Source organism: Arthrobacter sp. TmtSoilC51 (assembly GCF_055388015.1).
Genome location: NZ_AP035877.1, coordinates 1,599,600 through 1,620,921 on the forward strand (window position 1 = coordinate 1,599,600; position 21,322 = coordinate 1,620,921).

General features: G+C 62.6%; 17 protein-coding genes. 7 read left to right on the top strand and 10 right to left on the bottom strand.

Annotated features, from left to right (window positions below; genetic code table 11):
- Positions 1 to 284: 284 nt before the first annotated feature.
- Complete coding sequence (locus ACZ5G6_RS07335; RefSeq protein WP_223936413.1) at positions 285 to 1,694, top strand: MFS transporter; 1,410 nt, start codon at positions 285 to 287, stop codon at positions 1,692 to 1,694.
- Between the two features lie 78 nt (positions 1,695 to 1,772).
- On the opposite strand, the gene ACZ5G6_RS07340 is transcribed toward ACZ5G6_RS07335, so the two are convergent.
- Complete coding sequence (locus tag ACZ5G6_RS07340; protein WP_223936414.1) at positions 1,773 to 3,644, bottom strand: acetyl/propionyl/methylcrotonyl-CoA carboxylase subunit alpha; 1,872 nt, start codon at positions 3,642 to 3,644, stop codon at positions 1,773 to 1,775.
- A gap of 60 nt (positions 3,645 to 3,704) precedes the next feature.
- A complete protein-coding gene (locus ACZ5G6_RS07345; protein ID WP_498690470.1) occupies positions 3,705 to 4,364 on the bottom strand; it encodes a Maf family protein in 660 nt (219 codons plus the stop codon).
- Between the two features lie 81 nt (positions 4,365 to 4,445).
- Here ACZ5G6_RS07345 and ACZ5G6_RS07350 point away from each other — a divergent pair, with 81 nt between their 5' ends.
- The gene (locus ACZ5G6_RS07350) at positions 4,446 to 4,877 is read left to right on the top strand and encodes an HAD family hydrolase (RefSeq protein WP_498690473.1); all 432 of its coding nucleotides are present in this window, start codon (positions 4,446 to 4,448) and stop codon (positions 4,875 to 4,877) included.
- Positions 4,878 to 5,108: 231 nt separating this feature from the next.
- Here the strand turns inward: ACZ5G6_RS07350 and ACZ5G6_RS07355 are convergent, their stop codons facing one another.
- From ACZ5G6_RS07355 to ACZ5G6_RS07365, 3 genes are all read right to left on the bottom strand, one after another.
- Positions 5,109 to 7,634 carry an MMPL family transporter gene (locus ACZ5G6_RS07355; RefSeq protein WP_498690475.1) on the bottom strand — a complete coding sequence of 842 codons (2,526 nt, stop codon included), beginning with the start codon at positions 7,632 to 7,634 and terminating at the stop codon, positions 5,109 to 5,111.
- A 1-nt stretch (position 7,635) separates the two neighbouring features.
- Positions 7,636 to 8,367, bottom strand: a complete 732-nt coding sequence (locus tag ACZ5G6_RS07360; RefSeq protein ID WP_223936418.1) for a TetR/AcrR family transcriptional regulator — start codon at positions 8,365 to 8,367, stop codon at positions 7,636 to 7,638.
- 161 nt (positions 8,368 to 8,528) lie between these two features.
- Positions 8,529 to 9,737 (bottom strand): IS110 family RNA-guided transposase, encoded by a 1,209-nt coding sequence (locus tag ACZ5G6_RS07365; protein ID WP_498685934.1) that lies wholly within the window; start codon positions 9,735 to 9,737, stop codon positions 8,529 to 8,531.
- A gap of 291 nt (positions 9,738 to 10,028) precedes the next feature.
- Here ACZ5G6_RS07365 and ACZ5G6_RS07370 point away from each other — a divergent pair, with 291 nt between their 5' ends.
- Positions 10,029 to 11,408, top strand: coding sequence for an HNH endonuclease (locus tag ACZ5G6_RS07370; RefSeq protein ID WP_498690477.1), 1,380 nt, complete (start codon positions 10,029 to 10,031; stop codon positions 11,406 to 11,408).
- A gap of 82 nt (positions 11,409 to 11,490) precedes the next feature.
- Here the strand turns inward: ACZ5G6_RS07370 and ACZ5G6_RS07375 are convergent, their stop codons facing one another.
- The 5 genes from ACZ5G6_RS07375 to ACZ5G6_RS07395 all read right to left on the bottom strand — a co-directional run bounded on the left by ACZ5G6_RS07375 (position 11,491) and on the right by ACZ5G6_RS07395 (position 17,174).
- On the bottom strand, positions 11,491 to 11,946 hold the full coding sequence (locus ACZ5G6_RS07375; RefSeq protein ID WP_223936420.1) for a YbjQ family protein: 456 nt from the start codon (positions 11,944 to 11,946) through the stop codon (positions 11,491 to 11,493).
- Positions 11,947 to 12,038: 92 nt separating this feature from the next.
- The gene (locus tag ACZ5G6_RS07380) at positions 12,039 to 13,472 is read right to left on the bottom strand and encodes a dicarboxylate/amino acid:cation symporter (protein WP_498690479.1); all 1,434 of its coding nucleotides are present in this window, start codon (positions 13,470 to 13,472) and stop codon (positions 12,039 to 12,041) included.
- Positions 13,473 to 13,586: 114 nt separating this feature from the next.
- Positions 13,587 to 15,269, bottom strand: a complete 1,683-nt coding sequence (locus ACZ5G6_RS07385) for a DUF885 domain-containing protein (RefSeq protein WP_498690482.1) — start codon at positions 15,267 to 15,269, stop codon at positions 13,587 to 13,589.
- A gap of 76 nt (positions 15,270 to 15,345) precedes the next feature.
- A complete protein-coding gene (locus ACZ5G6_RS07390; protein WP_498690483.1) occupies positions 15,346 to 15,594 on the bottom strand; it encodes an acyl-CoA carboxylase epsilon subunit in 249 nt (82 codons plus the stop codon).
- On the bottom strand, positions 15,591 to 17,174 hold the full coding sequence (locus tag ACZ5G6_RS07395) for an acyl-CoA carboxylase subunit beta (RefSeq protein ID WP_216925413.1): 1,584 nt from the start codon (positions 17,172 to 17,174) through the stop codon (positions 15,591 to 15,593). The genes ACZ5G6_RS07390 and ACZ5G6_RS07395 overlap by 4 nt, the downstream gene beginning before the upstream one ends.
- 216 nt (positions 17,175 to 17,390) lie before the next feature.
- On the opposite strand from ACZ5G6_RS07395, the gene ACZ5G6_RS07400 reads away from it, so the two are divergent.
- The 4 genes from ACZ5G6_RS07400 to ACZ5G6_RS07415 are packed head-to-tail and all read left to right on the top strand — an operon-like array spanning position 17,391 to position 21,028.
- Complete coding sequence (locus tag ACZ5G6_RS07400) at positions 17,391 to 18,299, top strand: SDR family oxidoreductase (RefSeq protein ID WP_498690486.1); 909 nt, start codon at positions 17,391 to 17,393, stop codon at positions 18,297 to 18,299.
- A gap of 57 nt (positions 18,300 to 18,356) precedes the next feature.
- A complete protein-coding gene (locus ACZ5G6_RS07405; RefSeq protein ID WP_223936424.1) occupies positions 18,357 to 19,274 on the top strand; it encodes a biotin--[acetyl-CoA-carboxylase] ligase in 918 nt (305 codons plus the stop codon).
- Complete coding sequence (locus ACZ5G6_RS07410) at positions 19,267 to 19,860, top strand: PH domain-containing protein (RefSeq protein ID WP_498690489.1); 594 nt, start codon at positions 19,267 to 19,269, stop codon at positions 19,858 to 19,860. Before ACZ5G6_RS07405 ends, ACZ5G6_RS07410 begins: the two co-directional genes overlap by 8 nt.
- The gene (locus ACZ5G6_RS07415) at positions 19,850 to 21,028 is read left to right on the top strand and encodes an adenylate/guanylate cyclase domain-containing protein (RefSeq protein ID WP_498690491.1); all 1,179 of its coding nucleotides are present in this window, start codon (positions 19,850 to 19,852) and stop codon (positions 21,026 to 21,028) included. Before ACZ5G6_RS07410 ends, ACZ5G6_RS07415 begins: the two co-directional genes overlap by 11 nt.
- The last annotated feature ends 294 nt before the right edge of the window (positions 21,029 to 21,322 follow it).

The following is a 21,322-nucleotide window of genomic DNA, read 5'->3' on the forward strand; positions in this document are numbered from 1 at the left end:
CTTTGTGGGGACGTTGTTCTTCCAAGGTAGGTTTCACGCGTTTCGCGGACCGTCGCCCTTTGTAAACGTGCTGTGACATTTCCCTATCGGCGGGGTCACCAGCGCGTGAGGCAATGGTGAGGTAGTGTGGCCCGGACCACAGAATGAGACTTTTCGATTGGTCCGCATTGTGGACTTAGTTGTCCAGTCAATGGACTGCGGGAACTATTATTGAACTCTCGAATAATCCTTCGCCGGGCAGGCTCCCAGGGCCATCGGCCGGTGTGAACGAAAGCTGCTACTACATGTCTTCGACTGCCACGTCCAAGGAAGGCGAGTCCACCAAGCCGGTGAATTCGCGGGGGAAAGTGATCTTCGCGAGCCTGATCGGCACGACGATCGAGTTCTACGACTTCTACGCCTATGCCACCGCGTCAGTGCTCGTCTTCCCCAAGCTGTTCTTCCCCGATGCCACAGACATCAATGCGCTGCTCAGTGCGTTCGCCATCTTCGGTGTTGCCTTCTTCGCGCGTCCCATCGGCGCCGTCGTCTTTGGCCACTTTGGTGACAAGATCGGCCGCAAGGGAACCTTGGTCGCCTCGTTGTTGACCATGGGAATCGCAACGTTCCTGATCGGTCTCCTGCCTACGGCTTCAATGCAGGGATGGGCGGTCCTGGCCCCGATCATGCTGGTTGTCCTGCGCTTCTTCCAAGGCCTGGCCCTGGGTGGGGAATGGTCCGGCGCAGCTTTGCTGGCCACCGAAAATGCGCCAGAGGGCAAGCGTGCCATCTACGGAACGTTCCCGCAGTTGGGTGCCCCGATTGGCTTCATCATTGCCAACGTGATCTTCATCTGGATGAATGTGGCCCTGAGTGCCGAAGAATTCCTGGCATGGGGTTGGCGCGTTCCGTTCATCCTCAGCGCTGTGTTGGTCATCGTCGGCCTCTACGTCCGCTTGAAGCTGGTGGAGAGCGTCTCCTTCACCAAGGTGATCGAACAGGAAAAAGTCCAGAAGCTGCCCCTCGCCGCAACCCTCAAGAGCCACTGGCGCCCGGTCCTGGCCGGCACTTTCATCATGTTCGCCACCTACGTGCTCTTCTACATCATGACCACGTTCACCCTGTCCTACGGCACCAAGCCCACCCTGGCCGGCGCCCAGGCGGCAGCTGAAAAGGCCGGTAAGCCCATGACGGCGGACCAGGTTGCCGCATTTATCCCCGGCCTGGGCATTACCCGGTCCGACTTCCTCTGGATGCTGATCATCGGCGTGGTGTTCTTCGGTATCTTCACCGTGGTTTCCGGACCTCTGGCTGAGAAGTGGGGCCGCCGCAAGTTCCTGCTGGGCGTCACTGCCGGCATCTTCGTGTTCGGTGCGCTGTGGTTCACTATGTTCGGTCCCGGCCAGGCAGCGGCAATGGTTGGCCTCATTGTGGGCTTCACCCTCATGGGCCTGACCTTCGGCCCCATGGCAGCCATCCTGCCCGAGCTGTTCCCGGCCAACGTCCGCTACACCGGTTCTGCTGTGGCCTACAACCTGTCGTCCATGATCGGAGCCGCCCCGGCATCCTTCGTCGCCATCGCCCTCTGGTCGGCTGCTAACGGCAGCACCTGGCTGGTTGGCGTGTACATGGCCATCGCCGCGGTGGTCACTTTTGTGGCGCTCTGGCTCACCCGCGAAACCAAGGACATGGACTACGAGAACAACGTCGCCTGACCTTGTGTGAATTTACGACGTCGGCCCCGCACCGTTTGGTTGGTGCGGGGCCGACGTCGTTAAGAGGTGCTTTGGGGCTTAGTCCTCGATCGTAGCGATGACAGCGCCGGCCGCGACCGTCTCACCGGAGGTGGCTGCGAGGCCACGGACCGTGCCGGACTTGTGGGCCGTCAATGGCTGCTCCATCTTCATGGCTTCCAGGACAACGATCAGATCGCCTTCGGCCACGACGTCGCCATCGGCAGCTGCGACCTTGACGATGGTGCCCTGCATCGGCGATGTCAGTGCATCGCCACCGGCAGCAGCCGCTGTGGCCCCTGCCGAACGGGAGCGCTTCTTGGACTTGCCCGACTTGGTGCCCGAACCACTGGAAACAGCGGCGGCGCTGGCACCCAAGCCGGACGGCAGGACGACCTCAAGCCGCTTGCCGCCAACCTCGACCACGACGCGCTGGCGCTCACCGGCGTCGTGCGTTTCCGTGTTGGCGCCAGTGGCAGACCAAGCGGGGATGCTGTTGACGAACTCGGTCTCGATCCAGCGGGTGTGGACCTTGAAAGGGCCATCTGCCGGTGCGAAGTCGGGATCGGTGACCACTGCGAGGTCGAACGGGATGACGGTGGGGATGCCTTCCACCACCATTTCCTCAAGGGCGCGGCGGGAACGCTGGAGGGCCTGCTCGCGGGTTGCGCCCGTGACGATCAGCTTGGACAGCATCGAGTCGAAGTTGCCGCTGATGACGTCGCCCTCCTCGATGCCGGAATCAACGCGGATGCCAGGGCCCGTGGGGTTCTTCAGCGTGCTCACCGTGCCGGGAGCAGGCATGAAGTTGCGGCCCGGGTCCTCACCGGTGATGCGGAATTCGAAGGAGTGGCCGCGGACCTCAGGGTCTTCGTAGCCAAGCGCTTCACCACGTGCAATACGGAACTGCTCGCGAACGAGGTCGATGCCCGTGACTTCCTCGGAAACGCAGTGCTCCACCTGCAGCCGGGTGTTGACCTCGAGGAAGGAGATGGTGCCGTCCTGGCCCACCAGGAACTCGCACGTACCGGCGCCGAGGTAGTTGGCTTCCTTCAGGATGGCCTTGGAGGATTCGTAGAGCCGCTTGTTCTGCTCCTCGCTCAGGTAGGGGGCAGGGGCTTCTTCGACGAGTTTCTGGTTGCGGCGTTGCAACGAGCAGTCACGGGTGGAGACAACCACCACGTTGCCGTAAGCATCCGCCAGGCACTGCGTCTCGACGTGGCGCGGCGCGTCGAGGAAGCGCTCGATGAAGCACTCCCCGCGGCCGAAAGCCGCAATGGCTTCACGGACAGCGGATTCGTACAGCTCAGGAATCTCTTCCATGGTGCGGGCAACCTTGATGCCGCGTCCGCCGCCGCCGAAAGCAGCCTTGATGGCGACGGGCAGGCCGAATTCCTCGGCAAACTTGAGGATCTCGTCCGCGGATTCCACGGGATCGGCTGTGCCTGGGACCAGCGGGGCGCCTACTTTCTCGGCGATGTGGCGAGCCTGGACCTTGTCGCCCAAGGCGGAGATCGCTTCGGGTGAGGGGCCGATCCAGGTGATGCCGGCGTCGATCACTTTGGCGGCGAACTCTGCGTTCTCGGCGAGGAAACCGTACCCGGGGTGGATCCCATCGGCGCCGGACTGCTTGGCGACGTCGATGATCTTGTCCATCACAAGGTACGACTCAGCTGCGGTGTTGCCGCCAAGGGCATACGCTTCGTCGGCAAGGCGGACATGCAGGGCATCACGGTCCGGGTCTGCATAGACGGCTACGGAGGCGATGCCTTCGTCCCGGGCGGCTCGGATGATGCGGACCGCGATTTCGCCGCGGTTGGCAATCAAGACCTTGGTAAGAGGGCTGGAAATGGGCTGCGCCGGGTTAGCTGACAAGTTGTTGACTCCTTCTGTCCTTGAGGAGCCTAGCGTGATTGTGAGGGTTCCGCCCATATTGATGGGGGATTCCGTGTGTGAGGCGATGTTCCTTTGTAGGTTTGCTACAAATCGCGTCTACTGGTGGTTCGCGGCCCACAATTCCGTGATGCCTAGGTTCGCATGGACCAGCAAGTCGCGGAGGGTCGAGATGGAAAGACCGACGACGGCGTGCGGGTCGCCGTCCACCTTGCGGATAAAGGCCCCACCGAGGCCGTCGATGGTGAAGGATCCTGCACAGTGCAGTGGTTCTCCGGTAGCGATGTAGGCGTCGATGTCCTCTTCGGACATTTCCGCGAAGTGCACCACCGCGCTTGATACTGAGCCAACTGTCGCTCCCGTACCATCCGCGATCTCATCCTCATCGACGTCCACGGCAGTCTCCCGGCAGTCCACCAGCCAGTGTCCGGTGTGAAGCACGCCCTTGGAGCCGCTCATGCGCAGCATCCGCTCGCGGGCAACCTCTGCCGTATAGGGCTTTCCGTGCGATTCGCCGTCGAACTCGAAAACCGAGTCGCAACCGATCACCAAGGCTCCCTCGGCCTCGGGGAGCGCGGCGACGGCTTCAGCCTTCGCCCGGGCAAGCAGCAGGGCGGTGTCATGAGCATCCGTCACGCCGTAGTGCGCCTGCACTGCGTCCTCGTTTACATCCGAGACCAGGACTTCGTGGCGGATCCCCGCTTCCGTCAGCAACTTGGCGCGGGCAGGGGACTGGGAGGCGAGGATCAATCGGGTCACCGTCCCAGCCTAGTACGATGCTCGCTCACGTCCTGTCGGTTTAGGAGGGATGCTCGCTCACATCCTGTCGGTTTTGGGGGGATGCGCTCTCACATCGTGTCGGTTTTGGGGGGATGCGCGCGGGCGGCCGGTTGGAGGATAGGCATCGTCACCAATGGCGCCACGGCTCAGCAGACTCTCAAAATTGAACACCTTGGAATTGAACCGTACGTGGACTGCGTGGTGATTTCCGAGGCCGTAGGCGTGAAGAAGCCCGACGTTGGGATCTTCCGACTTGCGGCCCGGAAATTGGGCGGCGAGCTGACTGATGGCTGGATGGTTGGCGATCACCCGATCGCCGATATCTCGGGAGGCCGCGCCGCAGGATTAAAGACCGGTTGGGTCTCCCACGGTCAGGAGTGGTCTACCTATGAGCCCTCGCCGACGCTCACTCGCCGCACGGCGGCCGAGGTTATTAGTGCTCTGATTCAGCTCGACGCCAGAAAATCTCCGACGTCGGCACCCAAGAGTTGAGTACCGACGTCGGACCTTTCTGCAGGATGTGGGAGAGGATCGGTCAGGAACCGGGAGGATGTGAGAGAGGATCGGTCAGGAACCGGGAGGATGTGGGAGAGGATCGGTCAGGAACCGGGAGGATGTGGGAGAGGATCGGTCAGGAACCGGGAGGATGTGGGAGAGGATCGGTCAGGAACCGGGAGGATGTGAGAGAGGATCGGTCAGGAACCGGGAGGATGTGAGAGAGGATCAGTGGACCAGTTCCTCGGAGCCGGCTTTGGGGCGGTCGCTTCGGTTCAGTTTGGCGCCTTCGACGTCCACATCGGGCAGGACGCGGTGCAGCCACTTGGGCAGCCACCATGCCTTCTCGCCGAGGAGGTACATGACAGCGGGAACGATTGTCATGCGGACTACGAACGCATCGATAAGCACACCAAACGCCATGGCGAAGCCCAACGGCCGGACCATGGTGAGGTGGCTGAAAATGAAGCCCGAGAACACGCTGACCATGATGATCGCGGCGGCGGTCACAACGGCTGACGCGTGGCTGAACCCGGTCCGTACAGCGTGGCGTGCGTTTTCGCCGTGCATATACGATTCACGCATCCCGGACGTTATGAACACCTGATAGTCCATCGCGAGGCCAAACAGGACGCCGATCAGGATGATCGGCAGGAAGCTCAGCACGGCGCCAGGGTTGGCGACGTCGAAAATCGCTCCCAGCCAACCCCACTGGTAAACGGCCACGACGGCGCCGAACGCAGCGGCCAGGGACAAGAGGAACCCACCGGTCGCGAGCAGCGGCACCACAACCGAACGGAACACCAGCAGCAACAGGATCAGCGAAAGCCCGACGACGATCGCCAGGTACGGCGGCAGGGCAGCCCCAAGCTTGGCGGAGACGTCAATGTTGCCCGCCGTCTGGCCGGTGAGACCGATGGCGACATCCAGGTCGTCGCGGATTTGGGTGCCCTTTGCCCGGACGTCGGAAACCACCTGCACGGTGCTGGCGCTGGCCGGGCCTTCCTTAGGAATTACCTGGAACACTGCCGTTCGGCGATCTTCGCTCAGGGCCACAGGCACCGCCGCTGTGACGTTTTCCACGCTGCGCAACTGCTCCGCGACGTCGAACTGCTTGTTCTTGGCATCAGTTTCGCTGAGCCCTTCCGGGAATTCGGCGACGACGACGATCGGGCCGGTGACGCCTTCGCCGAAGCTGCTGCGCGTGAGGTCGTAGGCTTTGAAGGCTTGCGAATCGACCGGCTCGGATCCGCCGTCGGGAAGTGCCAGGCGAAGCTGGGAAGCCGGTAGGGCCAGGGCGCCCAACAGCACCACGCTTGCTACAAGGGAAACCCAGGGGTGCCGCGTGACCAATCCGCCCCAGCCGCTGCTGCTGCGCTTCTCTTCCAGGGCACGGTCCGCGGCTTCGTGGCCGGGCTCGGCATTGTGCTCGGCAGCCTTGGCCCAAGCACGCTTGGAGATCAGCCGACGGCCGATCAACGCCAGGATCGCGGGCGTCAAGGTCAAAGCGACGACGACGGCGACCGCAACTGTCGCTGCGGCGGCAACACCCATCACCGCGAGGAAGGGCAGCCCCGGGACCACGAGTGCCGCCAGAGCGATGATGACCGTGAGGCCGGCGAACAGCACGGCGTTACCGGACGTGCCGGTCGCAAGTGCTGCGGATTCCTCGCCATCCATCCCGGCCAGAAGCTGGTTGCGGTGGCGGTTGACGATGAAGAGGGAGTAGTCGATGCCGACTGCGAGGCCAAGCATCAGGGCAAGCATCGGGGAGATGGAGCTCATGTTGATCACGCCAGTCAGCGCGAACGTGCCCCCGACGCCTACAGCCACGCCAATCAGGGCCATAACAAGGGGAAGGCCTGCAGCAATGAGGGTGCCAAGCATGAGGATCAGAACGAGGGCTGCCACTGCGACGCCGACGATCTCCGCGATGCCGAAGATCTGTGAGACATCCTCAGTGATTTCCTTGCTGGCATATGCCGTGACCCCTGCGGAGGAGACGCCCTGAACAATGTCCTGCACTTCCTTGCGGACGGCGGGATCAACGGCATTGATGGACGTCTTGAACTGGACCTGGGCGATGGCGGCCTTGTTGTCGCTGGACACGAAGCGTATGCCTTCAGAAGCCTCCAGTTGGCGTTTCCCCAAAGCCAAGGCACTGGCGCCGTCGGAAGCTTCCTTGATTCCGGCGTCGAGCTTTGCTTTGCCCGCGGCGAGTTCGGCGCGCTGCGTCGCGAGCTGGGCCTCGATTTGTGCAGGCGTGAGGCCTGCGGCAGCCATCTGCTGTTCCGCTCCCGCGAGCTGGGCTTCCCCGGCGGCCAGTTGGGCACGGGCTGCGTCCAACTGCGTCTGGCCTGCGGCAGCCTTTGCTTCACCGGCGGCGATGTCGCCAGCGGCCTTGTCCAACTGCTCCTGGGTGGTGAACGGATTCACCGTCCCCTGCACGTCGGGCAACGCCTGGAGCTTTTCGAGCGCCGCAGTGACAGCATCCTTCTTGGCTTGGTCGAAACCGGACTCGCCGGCGTCGAAGGCCACGCTGGCCGAGCCGCCCGACGCATCGGGCAGGGCCTCTTTGAGCTTGTCCGCCATCCTCTGCGTTTCCGTGCCAGGAATGCTGAAGTTGTTGGACATAGTGCCGTGGAACGCGGCGGCAGAACCGCCCACGGCCACCAGGACTGCCAGCCACAGTGAAATGACCAGCCAGCGGCGCTTGTACGAGAACTTGCCGAGACGGTAGAGGAACGAGGCCATGTCAGAACCGATCTGTGGAGGCGGGAACGGGGGAAGGGGCTGATGCGGGTGCAGCTGTCGCCCCTTGCGGCGGGGCTTCCGACGACGGCGCGAAGCCGGCTCCCAGCAGCCCCATGGCGTCGATGAGGTGCTGGCGAAGAACAGCCAGCGATTCGGGCGAAAGGTCAGGGCCCCGCTCGGCGAACCAGACGGTCATAGCCGCCTTGCCGCACGAAATGACCGATCCCGCAAGAGCATGCAGGTAGAGCTCGCTGATGTCCGGGCCAAGCCTGCCTCGGGCGGCGTCGATAATCTGCCCCGTGCAGTGTTCCCATGCTTCGAGCTCGGAACGCGCCAGGGAACGGTTGTCCTGGGTCAGGCTAAAGAGTTCAGCCATGGGTGCTACCGACATGGGATCTGCCAGGGCCATCAGGGCGGCTTGGGCGGATTCCAGAATGGATTCGTCCGCCGGGCGCAGGCGGAACTGCTCAAGGGCGCGGTCCATGAAACCATCGGCCACGGACGCCAAGGCAGCCTCCAGACTCGCGAAGTAGTTGAAGAACGTGCGCCGCGAAACGCCTGCGCTCGCGGCGATGTCCTCTACCGTGAAATTGCCGGGGCCGTTGCTGCGAAGAAGGTCCAGGGCTGCGGTGGCGATGGAGCTGCGGGTTGCCGCTTTATTGAGCTCGCGCCGCGAGGGGCTGCTGGACTCGGCGGGTTCCAGCGTGGTCGACTGGCTGCTGTTTGGAGTCACATACTTACACTAAGTGCAACTTTGCACTCTGCGCAATTTATATTTTGGCCGATGGGGGAAATAGGGGCTCGACGTGCCATCAACCCGTGCCGGGGACCGCAAGGCGACCGGTGTCATCGGTGGACGGACAGGGGCGGCTAATAATGATGCTCCTATTGCTGTCAATGGTCGTTGAGCCAGCTTTCGTAGCGTTTGTGGAAGTTGTCGTCGCGGGTGAGTCCGCGTTCGAGACGGGATAGTGCGGTAGGCCAGACGCGGAGGTCATCAGCGGCGGCCTGGAGGGTGATGTTCTTGGCTTTCCGCAGGGCCCGGAGCTGCCCGGCGAAGGGTGCTGGGTGGGGGTGCATGATCTGGTCATAGATTTCACGTGCAACGTAGCGTTTGAGGCAGCGCATGATTTCCTTGGTGGTTTTGCCTTCTTGTCGGCGCCTGGCCACGTAGGTTTTGGTCCGGCTATCACTCATCATCCGTACGAGCACTACGCGATGGATGGCTTTATTGGCTTGCCGGTCTCCGCCACGGCTAAGTCGATGCCGGGTGGTTTTCCCTGAGGCGGCCGGGATGGGGGCAACGCCGACCAGGGCTGCGAACCTTGCCTCCGAGGTGACCCTTTCGGAGTTGTCGCCTACGGTTACCAGCAACTGACTTGCAACGTCAGTGCCAACACCCTGAATGTCCCTGAGCGTAGGGGCGTGCATGGTGAGGATTGCGTCGAGTTCAGTATCGATCAGGGCCACTTCCGTGTTCAGGTGCCGGTAGCGGACAGCCAAGCGCTTGAGAACGATGGCGGTGGCGTTTGGAGGCTCGGCAGGGTCACCGATCGGTCGGCTTTTCTCCAGTGCGCTCATCATTGCAACGCGGCTTAAGCCGCGGTACTTCGCCCGGATGGGCTCAGGAGCAGAGACCAGGATGCTCTTGATCTGAGCCATGACCGCGACCCTTGCCCGCATGGCAGAGTTTCGTTCAGCGCGCAGAACACGTAGTGATTCCACAGCCCCGTCCCTGGCTTTTGGCGTCGCAACCCTGCTGCCGGCAAGTGCAGCTTCCGCAGCCTGATAGGCATCCAACGGATCAGACTTGCCCCGTAGCCGGCGTTCTTGCCGGTTTGGACGCATCACTTCCAGGACCCAGAAGTGCTCCCGACTCAGGACGCGTGCGAGCTCCGCTCCGTAACTGCCTGTGCCCTCCACGCCGATGGACGAGACCGGGCCAAATCCGGTGATGAACTCCACGATCTGCCGGTAGCCGGAACCGACGGCAAGGAACTCCTTGTCCCCTAGATGCCGCCCTGTTTCACTGATGACGGCGACGTGGTGGGTATCGGCATGCGTGTCGATCCCAGCGATGACTTTCGGATGTTGTTTTGCCATGATGAAACTGCCCTGACCTTCTGTTGCGTGCAATGGAACATGAAGGGCACGCCGGCCGGGTGGTCAGACAAGACAGTAATGGGATTCTTTGAGCAGGCTCCTATGAGGTCATGTCCACCTGGCCGCCGCGCTTATTACAGCCTGCGTCACGGCGGACAGATCATTTTGAAGACAAACCACAAGGGCGTCAGTCGGAGGCAGAGTCACACCGCAACACAAGCCAATTCCATCATTACTGTCGGTGCCTGCTGAAAGGGTGTTGGTACGGAGCGGAAAGGGGGGAGACAGACGATGACAGCAGTCGCAACGCCAGCTGTTCCTGCTCGCCTCGTGCCTCCCGATCAGGCCAGTGTGGTGAGCAGGGACCTCATCAATCAATTGCGTGCGCTCGAAGACATGAAGTCCGCCATAGCGGGTTTGCAGGCAAAGATCGCTGTCGCGTTCGATCTCGCCCAGCGCCGCGAGCAAGCGGCTGCCGGGGTGCCCGTATCGGAGCAGGGCCAGGGTGTCGCTGCGCAGCTCGCGTTGGCCCGGCGCGAATCGCCCAACCGCGGATCGCGTCTCCTCGGATTTGCGAAGGCCCTCGTCACGGAGATGCCCCGCACCATGGCCGCCTTGGAAACCGGGCAGCTCAACGAATGGCGGGCCACCCTGCTCGTGAAGGAAACAGCCTGCCTGTCCGCCGAAGACCGCTGCGCGGTGGATGAGGAGCTCGCCCCCGATACCGGAACCTTCGAGGGCGCCGGAGATCGGGCGATCATCGCCGCCGCGAAAGCCGCCGCCTACCGCCGGGATCCCCGATCCATCACCCAGCGCGGGGCCCGCGCCGCAACCGAACGGCACGTCAGCCTTCGCCCGGCGCCGGACACCATGACGATCCTCACCGCACTGCTGCCCGTCGCCCAAGGCGTCGCCGCCTACACCGCGCTCACACGGGCGGCTGATTCGGCCCGATCCGGCGGTGACACCCGCTCCCGGGGCCAGCTCATGGCCGACACCCTCGTCGAACGCCTCACCGGCACACCCGGCGGCATCACCGGCGTTGACGTCCAACTGGTGATGACGGACCGCACGCTTTTCCAAGGCGACAGCGAACCCGCACGGCTCCAAGGCTACGGAATCGTCCCCGCAGAATGGGCAAGAACCCTCCTCGCCAAAGGAAAATCCGGGTCAGATGAGAACGCGGAGACTGGTCCGGAATCCACGGGCGGTCCGGAATCATCAGCCCGCGAGGAGTTCAAAGTCCTGCTCCGCCGGCTCTACACCGCACCCGCCAGCGGCGAACTGCTGGCCACGGACTCCAAAGCACGGCTCTTCCCGCCGCGGCTCAGACGATTCATCGAAATCCGCGACGACACCTGCCGCACACCGTACTGCGACGCGCCCCTTCGACACTTCGACCATGTGGTTCCATGGCACGACGGCGGACCCACCAGCCTGGAAAACGGCGCCGGGCTCTGCGAAAGATGCAACCACACCAAGGAAAACCCCGGTTGGCAAGCAAAAACGGTGCCAAGAGGGGTCCATAGAATCCGTATCACTGCGCCCACAGGCCATACATACCAATCCCAAGCCCCACCTTTACCGGGCCACCCGCCGTTACCGGGCCACGCTCCGTTACCGGGCCACCCACCTTTACCGGGCCACCCACTCAACCCGACATCGGGGTGAGTCCCACCAGTGTTGCTGGTGGGACTCACCGCGACTGTGCAACACGGCGCACCAGGTCAATACAGCGCCAAGGCAACAGGCGTCAGAACTGGTGCGGGGGAGCCTGGGGCGAAGGGTGAGTCGGCTGGTCTGGCTGCTGCGGCTGGCCTTGGGCAGGCTGCTGGGATGCTGTCTTGGTCAAGTACACGGACTGCCCGGTGGCGCCGGGTTCGCCCTCACCGAGGGGAAGCACGTAGACGGCCGTGCCATAGGCGCAGACTTCCGTCCAGTTGGTACCCATTTCGGAGGTGTCAAAGCGCATGGCGACAATTGCGTTGGCGCCGCGCTGTTGTGCCTCGTTGACCATGCGGGCCATGACTTCCTGTCGGCTTTCGTAGAGTGCCCTGGTCATTTCGGGCAGCTCCCCGCCACCGAGGGAGCGGAAACCTGCAAGCATCTGGGAGCCGATATCCCGGGAACGGACTGTGAGTCCCATGACTTCGCCGAAGACGGCGTCGATGCGGTGGCCGGGTATCTCATTGGAGGTGACGATCAACATGCTCCGAGCCTATCCAGCTTTCGCCGTTAAACCGCGCAATCCCTTGGGGAGAAGTCCCCAAGGGATTGCGTAGTGCGAAAAGCCAGCAGGTGCTAGGCCTTGGAATCGGCCAGTTCGCGCGGATCAGTCCCGGCAGCAGCGGTCTCGATCGCGAACTCGTCGGCGAACGCGGCGCCGTTACGCGGCGCGTTGTATAGCGACTCGTCCAGGATGCCCTGGCGCTTGGCGACGATTGCCGGGATCAGGGCCTGGCCTGCCACGTTGACGGCCGTGCGGCCCATGTCCAGGATGGGGTCGATTGCCAGCAGGAGTCCGACGCCGGCCAGCGGCAGTCCCAGCGTAGACAGGGTCAGTGTGAGCATGACGACGGCGCCAGTGGTACCTGCCGTGGCCGCTGAACCAAGGACGGAGACAAGCACGATCAGCAAGTATTGGCTGAAGTCCAGGTTGATACCGAAGAACTGGGCCACGAAGATCGCCGCGATGGCGGGGTAGATAGCGGCGCAGCCGTCCATCTTGGTGGTGGCGCCGAGCGGCACGGCGAACGAAGCATAGCCGGAGGGGACGCCGAGGTTCCGCTCAGTGACGCGCTGGGTGAGCGGCAGCGTGCCGATCGAGGAGCGGGAGACGAAGGCCAACTGTACGGCCGGCCATACACCGGAGAAGTACTGCTTGATGGACAGGCCGTGGGCGCGGACCAGGATCGGGTACAGCACGAACAGAACCAATGCCAGGCCGATGTAGATAGCGACAGTGAACTTGCCCAGGGAGCCGATTGTGTCCCAGCCGTAGATGGCAACGGCGTTGCCGATCAGGCCGATGGTGCCCAGGGGAGCGATGCGGATGATCCACCACAGGACCTTCTGGATGACGGCCAATGCCGAGGCGTTGAACGTCAGGAAGGCTTCAGCTTGCTTGCCGACCTTCAGGGCAGCAATGCCGACGGCGATCGCGACCACCAGGATCTGGAGCACATTGAAGCTGACGGAGGTGCTGACCGTGGTGGCAGCATTGGCGGTCTCGGTGACGGTGGAGCTTGCGCCGAGTCCGAGGAAGTTTTTGGGGAAGAGCCCGATCAGGAATGCCCACCAGTCACCGGTCTTGCCGGCGTACTCGGCCTTCTGCGTGATACCGGTAGCTGCACCAGGCTGCAGGAGCACACCCAGGCCGATGCCGATGAGCACCGAAACAAGCGATGTGATGGCAAACCAGAGCAGCGTGTTCCAGGCGAGGCGGGCGGCGTTGGAAACCTGGCGCAGGTTCGCGATGGAGCTCACCACGGCGGTGAAGATCAAAGGAACGACGGCGGTCTGCAGCAGCGAGACATAGCTTGAGCCGATGGTCTGCAGGGTAGCACCAAGGCCGTTGGGGGCGGCCTTGGTGCTGCCGGTGTACTTTGCGATGAGGCCAAGGACGAGGCCGATGATGAGGGCTGCGATGATCTGGACGCCGAACGATCCGGCCCACTTGGGGAGCCGGAAGCCGGTCTTTCCAGCTGATAGGGAAGTGTTGGTTGAGGTGCTCACGGGAACACGCTAGGTGCACTCCAAATAACATACCTAACGAACGTTTAGAAATGTTACACACCTATGAAGTTATTCCCGCCCTGGGTGTGGCGTGCGTCTCGGGGCGGTTGGCGATTACCCCAGCAACGCCCGACGCAGCACGTCCAAACCGACCGAGCCAATGTTCAGTGCCTTGCTGTGGAAGGACTTCAGATCGAACCCCCCGCGGGTTTCAAGCTCGGCCCGGATCTGTTCCCAGAGCCGCTGCCCCACTTTGTACGAGGGCGCTTGCCCAGGCCAGCCGAGGTAGCGGGCGAATTCGAACTGGAGTTGTCCCTCGCTGATATCGAGGTTGGCTTTGAGGAAGTCAAAGCCTTTCTCGGGCGTCCAGGTTCCGGTGCCCCAGCGTTCGGGGATGGGTAGTTCCAGGTGCACCCCGATGTCGAAGACAACGCGGGCGGCACGCATGCGCTGGCCGTCCAGCATGCCCATGTGGTCGCCGGGGTCTTTGAGGTAGCCGAGTTCCAGCATGAGTTGCTCGGCGTAGAGTGCCCACCCTTCACCGTGTCCGGAGACCCAGCAGACGTTGCGGCGCCAGTTGTTGAGGAGTTCGCGGCGGTAGGTGGCAGTTGCGACCTGGAGGTGGTGCCCGGGGACTCCTTCGTGGAAGACGGTGGTTGTTTCGGACCACGTGGTGAAAGTGTCTTCGCCGGCGGGTACGGACCACCACATACGCCCTGGCCGTGAGAAGTCGTCGGACGGGCCGGTGTAGTAGATCCCACCTTCGTCTGTAGGTGCGATCATGCATTCGAGGGTTTTCATGACGTCCGGGATGTCGAAATGGACGTCGGCGAGCTCGGATACTGCACGATCCGAGAGTTCCTGCATCCACGCCTTCAGGGCGTCGGTTCCTTTGATCTGGCGGGCGGGATCGTTGTTGAGGATGTTCTTTGCTTCTTCGATGGTGGCGCCGGGCTTGATCTGCGCGGCCACCTTCTCCTGTTCGCTGATGAGTCGTTCCAACTCCTGGACGCCCCACGCATAGGTCTCTTCGAGGTCAACGGCCGCGCCGAGGAACGAGCGGGAGGCCAGGGCATAGCGTTCCCGCCCCACCGCGTCCTTTTCCGGGGCAGCGGGGAGAAGCTCGTGCCGAAGGAAAGCACCCAGCGATTCGTAGGCTGATCGCGCGGCGGAGGCGCCGGCGTCGAGCTTGGACTGGAGTTCTGCCGGAAGCGGCGCGCCGCCGAGCAGTGCCCCGGCGGCCATTTTGGCGAAGAAGCCGTCGTCGGCGGCGTAGCGGCCCGTTTGCTCAATGACGATCTGCACCTGGCGGGCAGCCGCGACGTTGCCCACTTCCTTTGCAGAGCGCAAGGAAGCGATGTAGCCCTCGATTGCACCGGGAACGTTGGCGGCACGGCCGGCGATGTGTTCCCAGTGCTCAACGGTGTCCGTCGGCATGAGGTCGAAGATGGCTCGGATATCCTGGGCCGGCGAGGCGATGTTGTTGAGGTCGGCGGCGTCCCAGCCGGATTCGTGGATCTCCAATTCCAGGCCGAGCCGCTCGCGCATGGCGTCCAGGGTGACGATGTCCGATTCGTCGGCGGGCTCAAGCGCGGCCAACTCGTCCAAAGCCTGCCGGGCAGCTTGCGCGTGGGCCTCGATGCCCGCGGGCGAGTAGTCCTGATATTCGGTTTCGTGCCCCGGCAACCCCAACGTGGTGGCGAAGCTGGGATTGAGTTCGATCAGCTTTTCCGTGTACGCGTCAGCAACGGAATCGACGGCGGTCTTAGGTCGCGCAGGGGTGTTTGCAGTAGTCACCCACAGAGCCTAACCGGGACTCGCTTCACGTGAAAGGGTTGTTGAACTTTCTGCCCGCCATCGCGAAGAAGTGAGGCTACCCGCGGCTGCGTTTCCACGCGCCTGGACCCGGCGTGGGCTCCAGGCGCAATTGCTGACGGCGCACCCAGTGGCGAACGTTCGGCTTTGCAGGCGCCGGTGTTTGGGGTACTCCCACGGAAGCGACGACGGCGGCAAGCGCCGCGAGCTCTTCGGCGGTGGGTTCTCCCTTGACCACGGAGAACATGGGGGCAACAGGTTCGGGCGTTGAAGGGCTTTGCTCTGCCCGATGCTTTGCCGGGCTCACAGCGGGATGTTCCCGTGCTTCTTGGTGGGCAGGCTGGCGCGTTTGTCGCGGAGGGCGCGCAGGCCACGGATGATCTGGAGACGCGTGTCGGAGGGTGCAATGACGGCGTCCACGTAGCCCAACTGAGCTGCCTGGTAAGGGTTGAGGAGTTCCTCCTCGTAGCCTTGGATGATCTCGGCGCGCTTGGCCTCGACGTCGCCGCCAGCCTCGGCAACCGCTGCGAGGTCGCGGCGGTAGAGGATGTTCACGGCACCCTGGGCGCCCATGACACCGATCTGGGCGGTGGGCCACGCGAGGTTCAGGTCTGCGCCCAGCTTCTTGGAGCCCATCACGATGTATGCGCCACCATAGGCCTTGCGGGTGATGACGGTGAGCTTGGGAACCGTGGCTTCAGCGTAGGCATACAGGAGTTTGGCACCTCGACGGATGATGCCCTGGAATTCCTGGTCTTTGCCGGGGAGGAAGCCAGGCACGTCCACCAGCGTGATGATGGGGATGTTGAAAGCGTCGCAGTGCCGGACGAACCGGGCGGCCTTCTCGGATGCGGAGATGTCCAGGGTGCCAGCGAACTGCATGGGCTGGTTGGCAACGATGCCCACCGTGTGGCCTTCAACCCGCCCGTACCCAATGATCACGTTGGGGGCGTAAAGCGACTGCATTTCAAGGAAGTGGGCGTCGTCCACGATCTGCTCAATGACCTTGCGCATGTCGTAAGGCTGATTGGCCGAATCCGGGATCAGTCCATCCAAGGCGAGATCGTCGTCGTCGAGTTCCAATTCCTGGTCGTGTTCTACAACCGGGGCCTCTGAGAGGTTGTTGGAAGGAAGGAAGTCCAGGAGTTCTCGGACGAATTCGATCGCGTCGGCTTCGTCGGAGGCCAGGTAAGTGGACGTTCCGGTGGTGGCATTGTGCTGGCGGGCACCGCCCAGCGTTTCCATGTCCACGTCCTCGCCGGTGACGGTCTTGATGACATCCGGGCCGGTGATGAACATGTGGGAAGTCTTGTCCACCATGACCACGTAGTCGGTCAACGCGGGCGAGTAGGCAGCGCCGCCGGCGCACGGGCCCATGATGAGCGAGATCTGGGGGACGACGCCTGAGGCATGGACGTTGTTGCGGAAGATATCCGCGAACATGGCAAGGGAGGCCACGCCTTCCTGGATGCGCGCGCCGCCGCCGTCGTTAATGCCCACTACAGGGCAGCCGTTGCGGAGGGCGAACTCCTGGACCTTGACGATCTTCTCGCCGTTGACCTGGCTCAAGGAGCCGCCGTAGACGCTGAAGTCCTGGCTGTAGATGGCAACGAGGCGCCCGTCCACTGTGCCGTAACCGGAGACGACGCCGTCGCCCAGGGGCTTCTTTTTCTCCATGCCGAAGGCTGTGGAGCGATGGACGGCGAGGGCATCGAACTCAACGAATGATTCGGGATCGACCAGGAGGTCAATGCGTTCGCGGGCAGTGTTCTTACCGCGTGCGTGTTGCTTTTCGATCGCTTCCGGGCCGGAAGGCTGCTCTGCACGGGCCTGGCGGTCGCGGAAGTCTGCAATCTTTCCCGCTGTCGTTGTCAGATCGTGGCTCATCAAGTGTCTCCGGCTCTGTAGCTGATTTTTGCTGGCGCAGTCCTGGTACGAGCAAGTAGCTGACTTAAGTAGCTTCCGTACAAAGAACAGGCCCCGCTGGCCAGTCTAATGACGCCATTGCCGCGAACCGCTGTAGAAACCCTACAATTTTCAGCGCCCAAGCCAAAGCTGTCACTATGTTACCCGTCGGTAACATAGTTGGGTTAGAGTGTCTCCATGACTCCAAGCAACGATGCTTCCCCAGCTTCCGAAGAGAGTAAGTCGAAGGGCAGCACCCCTTATGTAGCCAGCGGTTCGCTCAAGGGCCGCACCATCATCATGTCCGGCGGCAGCCGTGGCATCGGATTGGCCATCGCCACCCGCGCAGCCCGCGACGGCGCCAACATCGTACTGATGGCCAAGACCCGAGAACCCCACCCGAAACTGGAGGGGACCGTCTTCACCGCCGCTGATCAACTGGTCGCCGCCGGCGGTCAGGCTCTGCCCCTCGTGGGCGATGTCCGCAATGACGACGACGTCGCCGCGGCAGTGAGTGCCGCCGTCGAGCGCTTTGGGGGAATCGACGTCGTCATCAACAACGCGTCAGCCATTGACCTCTCCCGCACGGATGCCATTGACATGAAGCGTTATGACCTCATGCAGGACATCAACGTCCGGGGAACCTTCCTACTCTCAAAGTTGTCCCTCCCTGCGCTGCGCGAATCAGGCAACGGGCACATCCTCACGTTGTCTCCACCGCTGAACCTCGATCCAAAATGGGCCGGGATGCACCTGGCCTACACGATGGCCAAGTATGGAATGAGCCTCACCACCCTGGGGCTCGCCGAAGAGCTTAAGGACGACGGCGTCTCGGTCAACTCGTTGTGGCCGTGCACCTTGATCGATACCGCAGCGATCCGGAACATGCCTGGTGGGCAGCAGATCGTGAAGGCAGCCCGGGGACCGGAAATCATGGCCGACGCTGCGCACGCCGTGCTGACGGGCGCCAACCTTGCCGACGGCGTCAGCGGTTCGGGGAACTTCTACACTGACGAAGAAGTCCTGCGGGCAGCCGGCGTGAAGGACTTCGCGCCATACAGCCTCGGCGCGCCGGAGGGCAGCCTGGTGCCGGACATCTTCCTCTAAGCGGATTCCCATGTTTTGGGCGGCGTCCAGCGGGCTGCAACTGGATAGGATTCAGCTATGGATGCCGAACAGCCTGCCAACAGAGAATCCCTAGTCCCCGGGCAACACCGGCCATCATTGGACCATGACGCGCTGCTCCAGCCCGATTTCCTGTCGGCAACCGGTATTTCCCAACTGAATATTGTCGAGTCCACCGGATCCACCAACCAGGACTTGGTACGCGCCGTAACTGTGGAGCCAAAAAAATGGGCTGACCTTGCTGTGTTGACCGCCGAACACCAGACGGCGGCACGTGGACGGCTGGACAGGCACTGGGAATCGCCGGAGCGCTCCGCTGTTTCCGTGTCGATGGTGCTGCGGCCCGTCACAGCCGAAGGCATGCCTGTGCCGACGCAGAGTTACTCGTGGCTCTCACTGCTTGCCGCCGTTGCCCTGCGCGAAGCATTGCAGGAAACGGCTGGCGTTACAGCAGAGATCAAGTGGCCCAATGACGTCCTGGTCAATGGGCGCAAGGTCGCAGGAATCCTGGCGCAAATGACGCCGATGGGTGACGGATCGGTCCCAGCAGTGATCCTGGGCGTTGGCCTGAACGTCTCGCTGTCACAGGATGAATTGCCGGTACCTACCGCAACGTCTTTGGCCTTGGAAGGGGCCACGACGACGGACCGCACCGCGCTGCTGAAAAGCTACCTTTCCCGGTTTACAAGGCTGTACCGCAGCTTCTGCAACTCAGAGGGCGATCCCGCTGCAGGCTTGGTGGGCGGGCCATCGCTGCATAAGAGGGTTGAGTCGGCAATGGTCACCCTGGGACGCGAGGTGCGGGCGCACCTGCCCGGTGATCACGAGGTTGTGGGGCACGCTTCCCGACTGGACGAGCATGGATCGCTTCTGGTGGTGGACCATGGCGGCCGGGAACATGTGGTGACGGCTGGTGATGTGGTCCATCTGCGCGCCACGGAAAGCGGTTATGCGTAAAGAGCTGCTTCCGGGGGAGCAGGTCATCACCATTACGCGTCAACAGGCCCGCTCGCTGTTCTTTCCAACGCTGGCCTTCATCCTGGTTCCTGCCGTGGCAGCCTACGCGTGTGCGTGGATCATCAAAGGAAATCCGCAGCGGCTTGCCCCGTTCATTACAGTGGAATGGACGCCATGGCTTGTGGGTGCGTGTGTGGTCCTGGCAGGGCTGGTGCTGGTGGCTTACAGCGTGAAGCGTGTGTTGAAATGGCGCTCAGTCAGGTTCATCCTGACCAGCCGCAGGATAATTGCCAAATATGGAATGTTTCGCCGGGGCGACTGGCAGGTGTCATTGATGGCGGTCCGCAGCGTGGGAGTCCACCAGAACCTGCTGCAGCGGACATTGCACTCCGGGAATATATCCTTGGATACCGGGCCCTCCGGCGAAGCTGTCTTGACGGACGTACCGGAGGTTGGAAAATTCAGGGGCTTCATTCTTGACGCCATGGATGAACTGCCCAAGGGTGGGATTTTTGAGGGTGAAGTCCTGCAGGACTTTGATGAGTTGCCGTGGGAATTGAGAGAAGGTGGAAGAGATGAGCGTTGAGGATCAGCAGTCCGGCGAGGACCTGGACGAGGAGTTCGACGCCGTACCCGAACCTTCAGTGGACGAGGACACGGAACCAGCGCCCGTCCAGGCGACCGCGACTACCGGCCCGCCGGCCGGCGTGATGTCGGCAGAGCGCCTGGCCATCAAAGCGCTCGAGGCGAGGCTGCTTGGCGGCGAACGCAAGCTTCGCCGTCGTGAAGTTGCGGCCGGTGCCGGCGTCTCCATTCTTTCCGCACGGAAGTTGTGGCGGGCTTTGGGCTTCCCCAACTTCGGCGACGACGACGTCGCGTTTACCGAACGCGACCAGGCTGCGTTGTCCACCATTCTTGACCTTGTCCGTGCGGGAATCCTGACCGAGGAAGCCGCGATATCCGTTACCCGCTCCATCGGCCAGATGACGGACCGCATGGTGGTCTGGCAGATCGAGGCCCTGGTTGAAGACATGGTCCAGGAGCAGGGCATTCCGGATGCCGTGGCCCGCAAGCAACTGGTGGGCCAGCTGCCGGCCCTTGTGGATTCCCTGGAGGAGATCCTGGTCTACTCCTATCGCCGGCAGCTCAACGCAGGTGTCCAGCGGCTTGCCGTTCGCGCCGAAGCGGGGCTGCAAGCGAGCGAGGAAGGCCGCGAAGGGGACGAAGACGATTCCCCGTTGCCCCTGGCCCGTGCCGTGGGATTCGCGGACCTCGTTTCCTACACCAGCCTTTCCCGGCGCATGAACGAGAAAACCCTGGCCCAAATGGTGCAGCGCTTCGAGAACAAATGCGCCGAGATCATTTCTGTGGGCGGCGGACGCCTGGTGAAGACTGTGGGCGACGAAGTCCTCTACATCGCCGAGACACCGGCGGCTGGCGCGGAAATCTCCCTGGCTTTGGCGCAAGCCTTTACGGAAGACGAGATCCTTCCACAGGCGCGCGTGTCCATGGTGTGGGGTCGCATCCTGTCCCGCCTCGGCGACATCTACGGCCCCACCGTGAACCTTGCGGCGCGGCTGACTACCTTGGCCCAACCTGGGACGGTCCTGGTGGATGCGATGACCGCTGCTGCACTCGGTCAGGACGAACGCTTCGTGCTGGTCCCGCAGAAGTCCGAGAATGTCCGGGGCTTCGGTGAGATCCACCCAGTGATGCTCGCCCGCGGCCGCGGCAAGGGTTTGGTGCTGGACTAAACGTTCTCTCACATCCTGCGGGTTTTTGGGCAACGCTCTCTCACTTCCTCACTGGATAGCGCTCGTTTTCAGTGAAAAGCGCCTGTCCGTAAGATTCGCAAATCGATGGATAAACCAGCTACTCTAATGGAGTGATGCGGGGAGTTGTCCCCATCGCACCTTCCCGGGAAAGGCCGTAGGCTGACGAAGCCAACGGAGAGTCCAATCTCGGGTTCCCTTGGCTACTCATGCGGTGCGTGGGATAGTCTTAGGGACTGAAAATTCCGCCGCCGTATGGGGGTACTGCGGAATGCG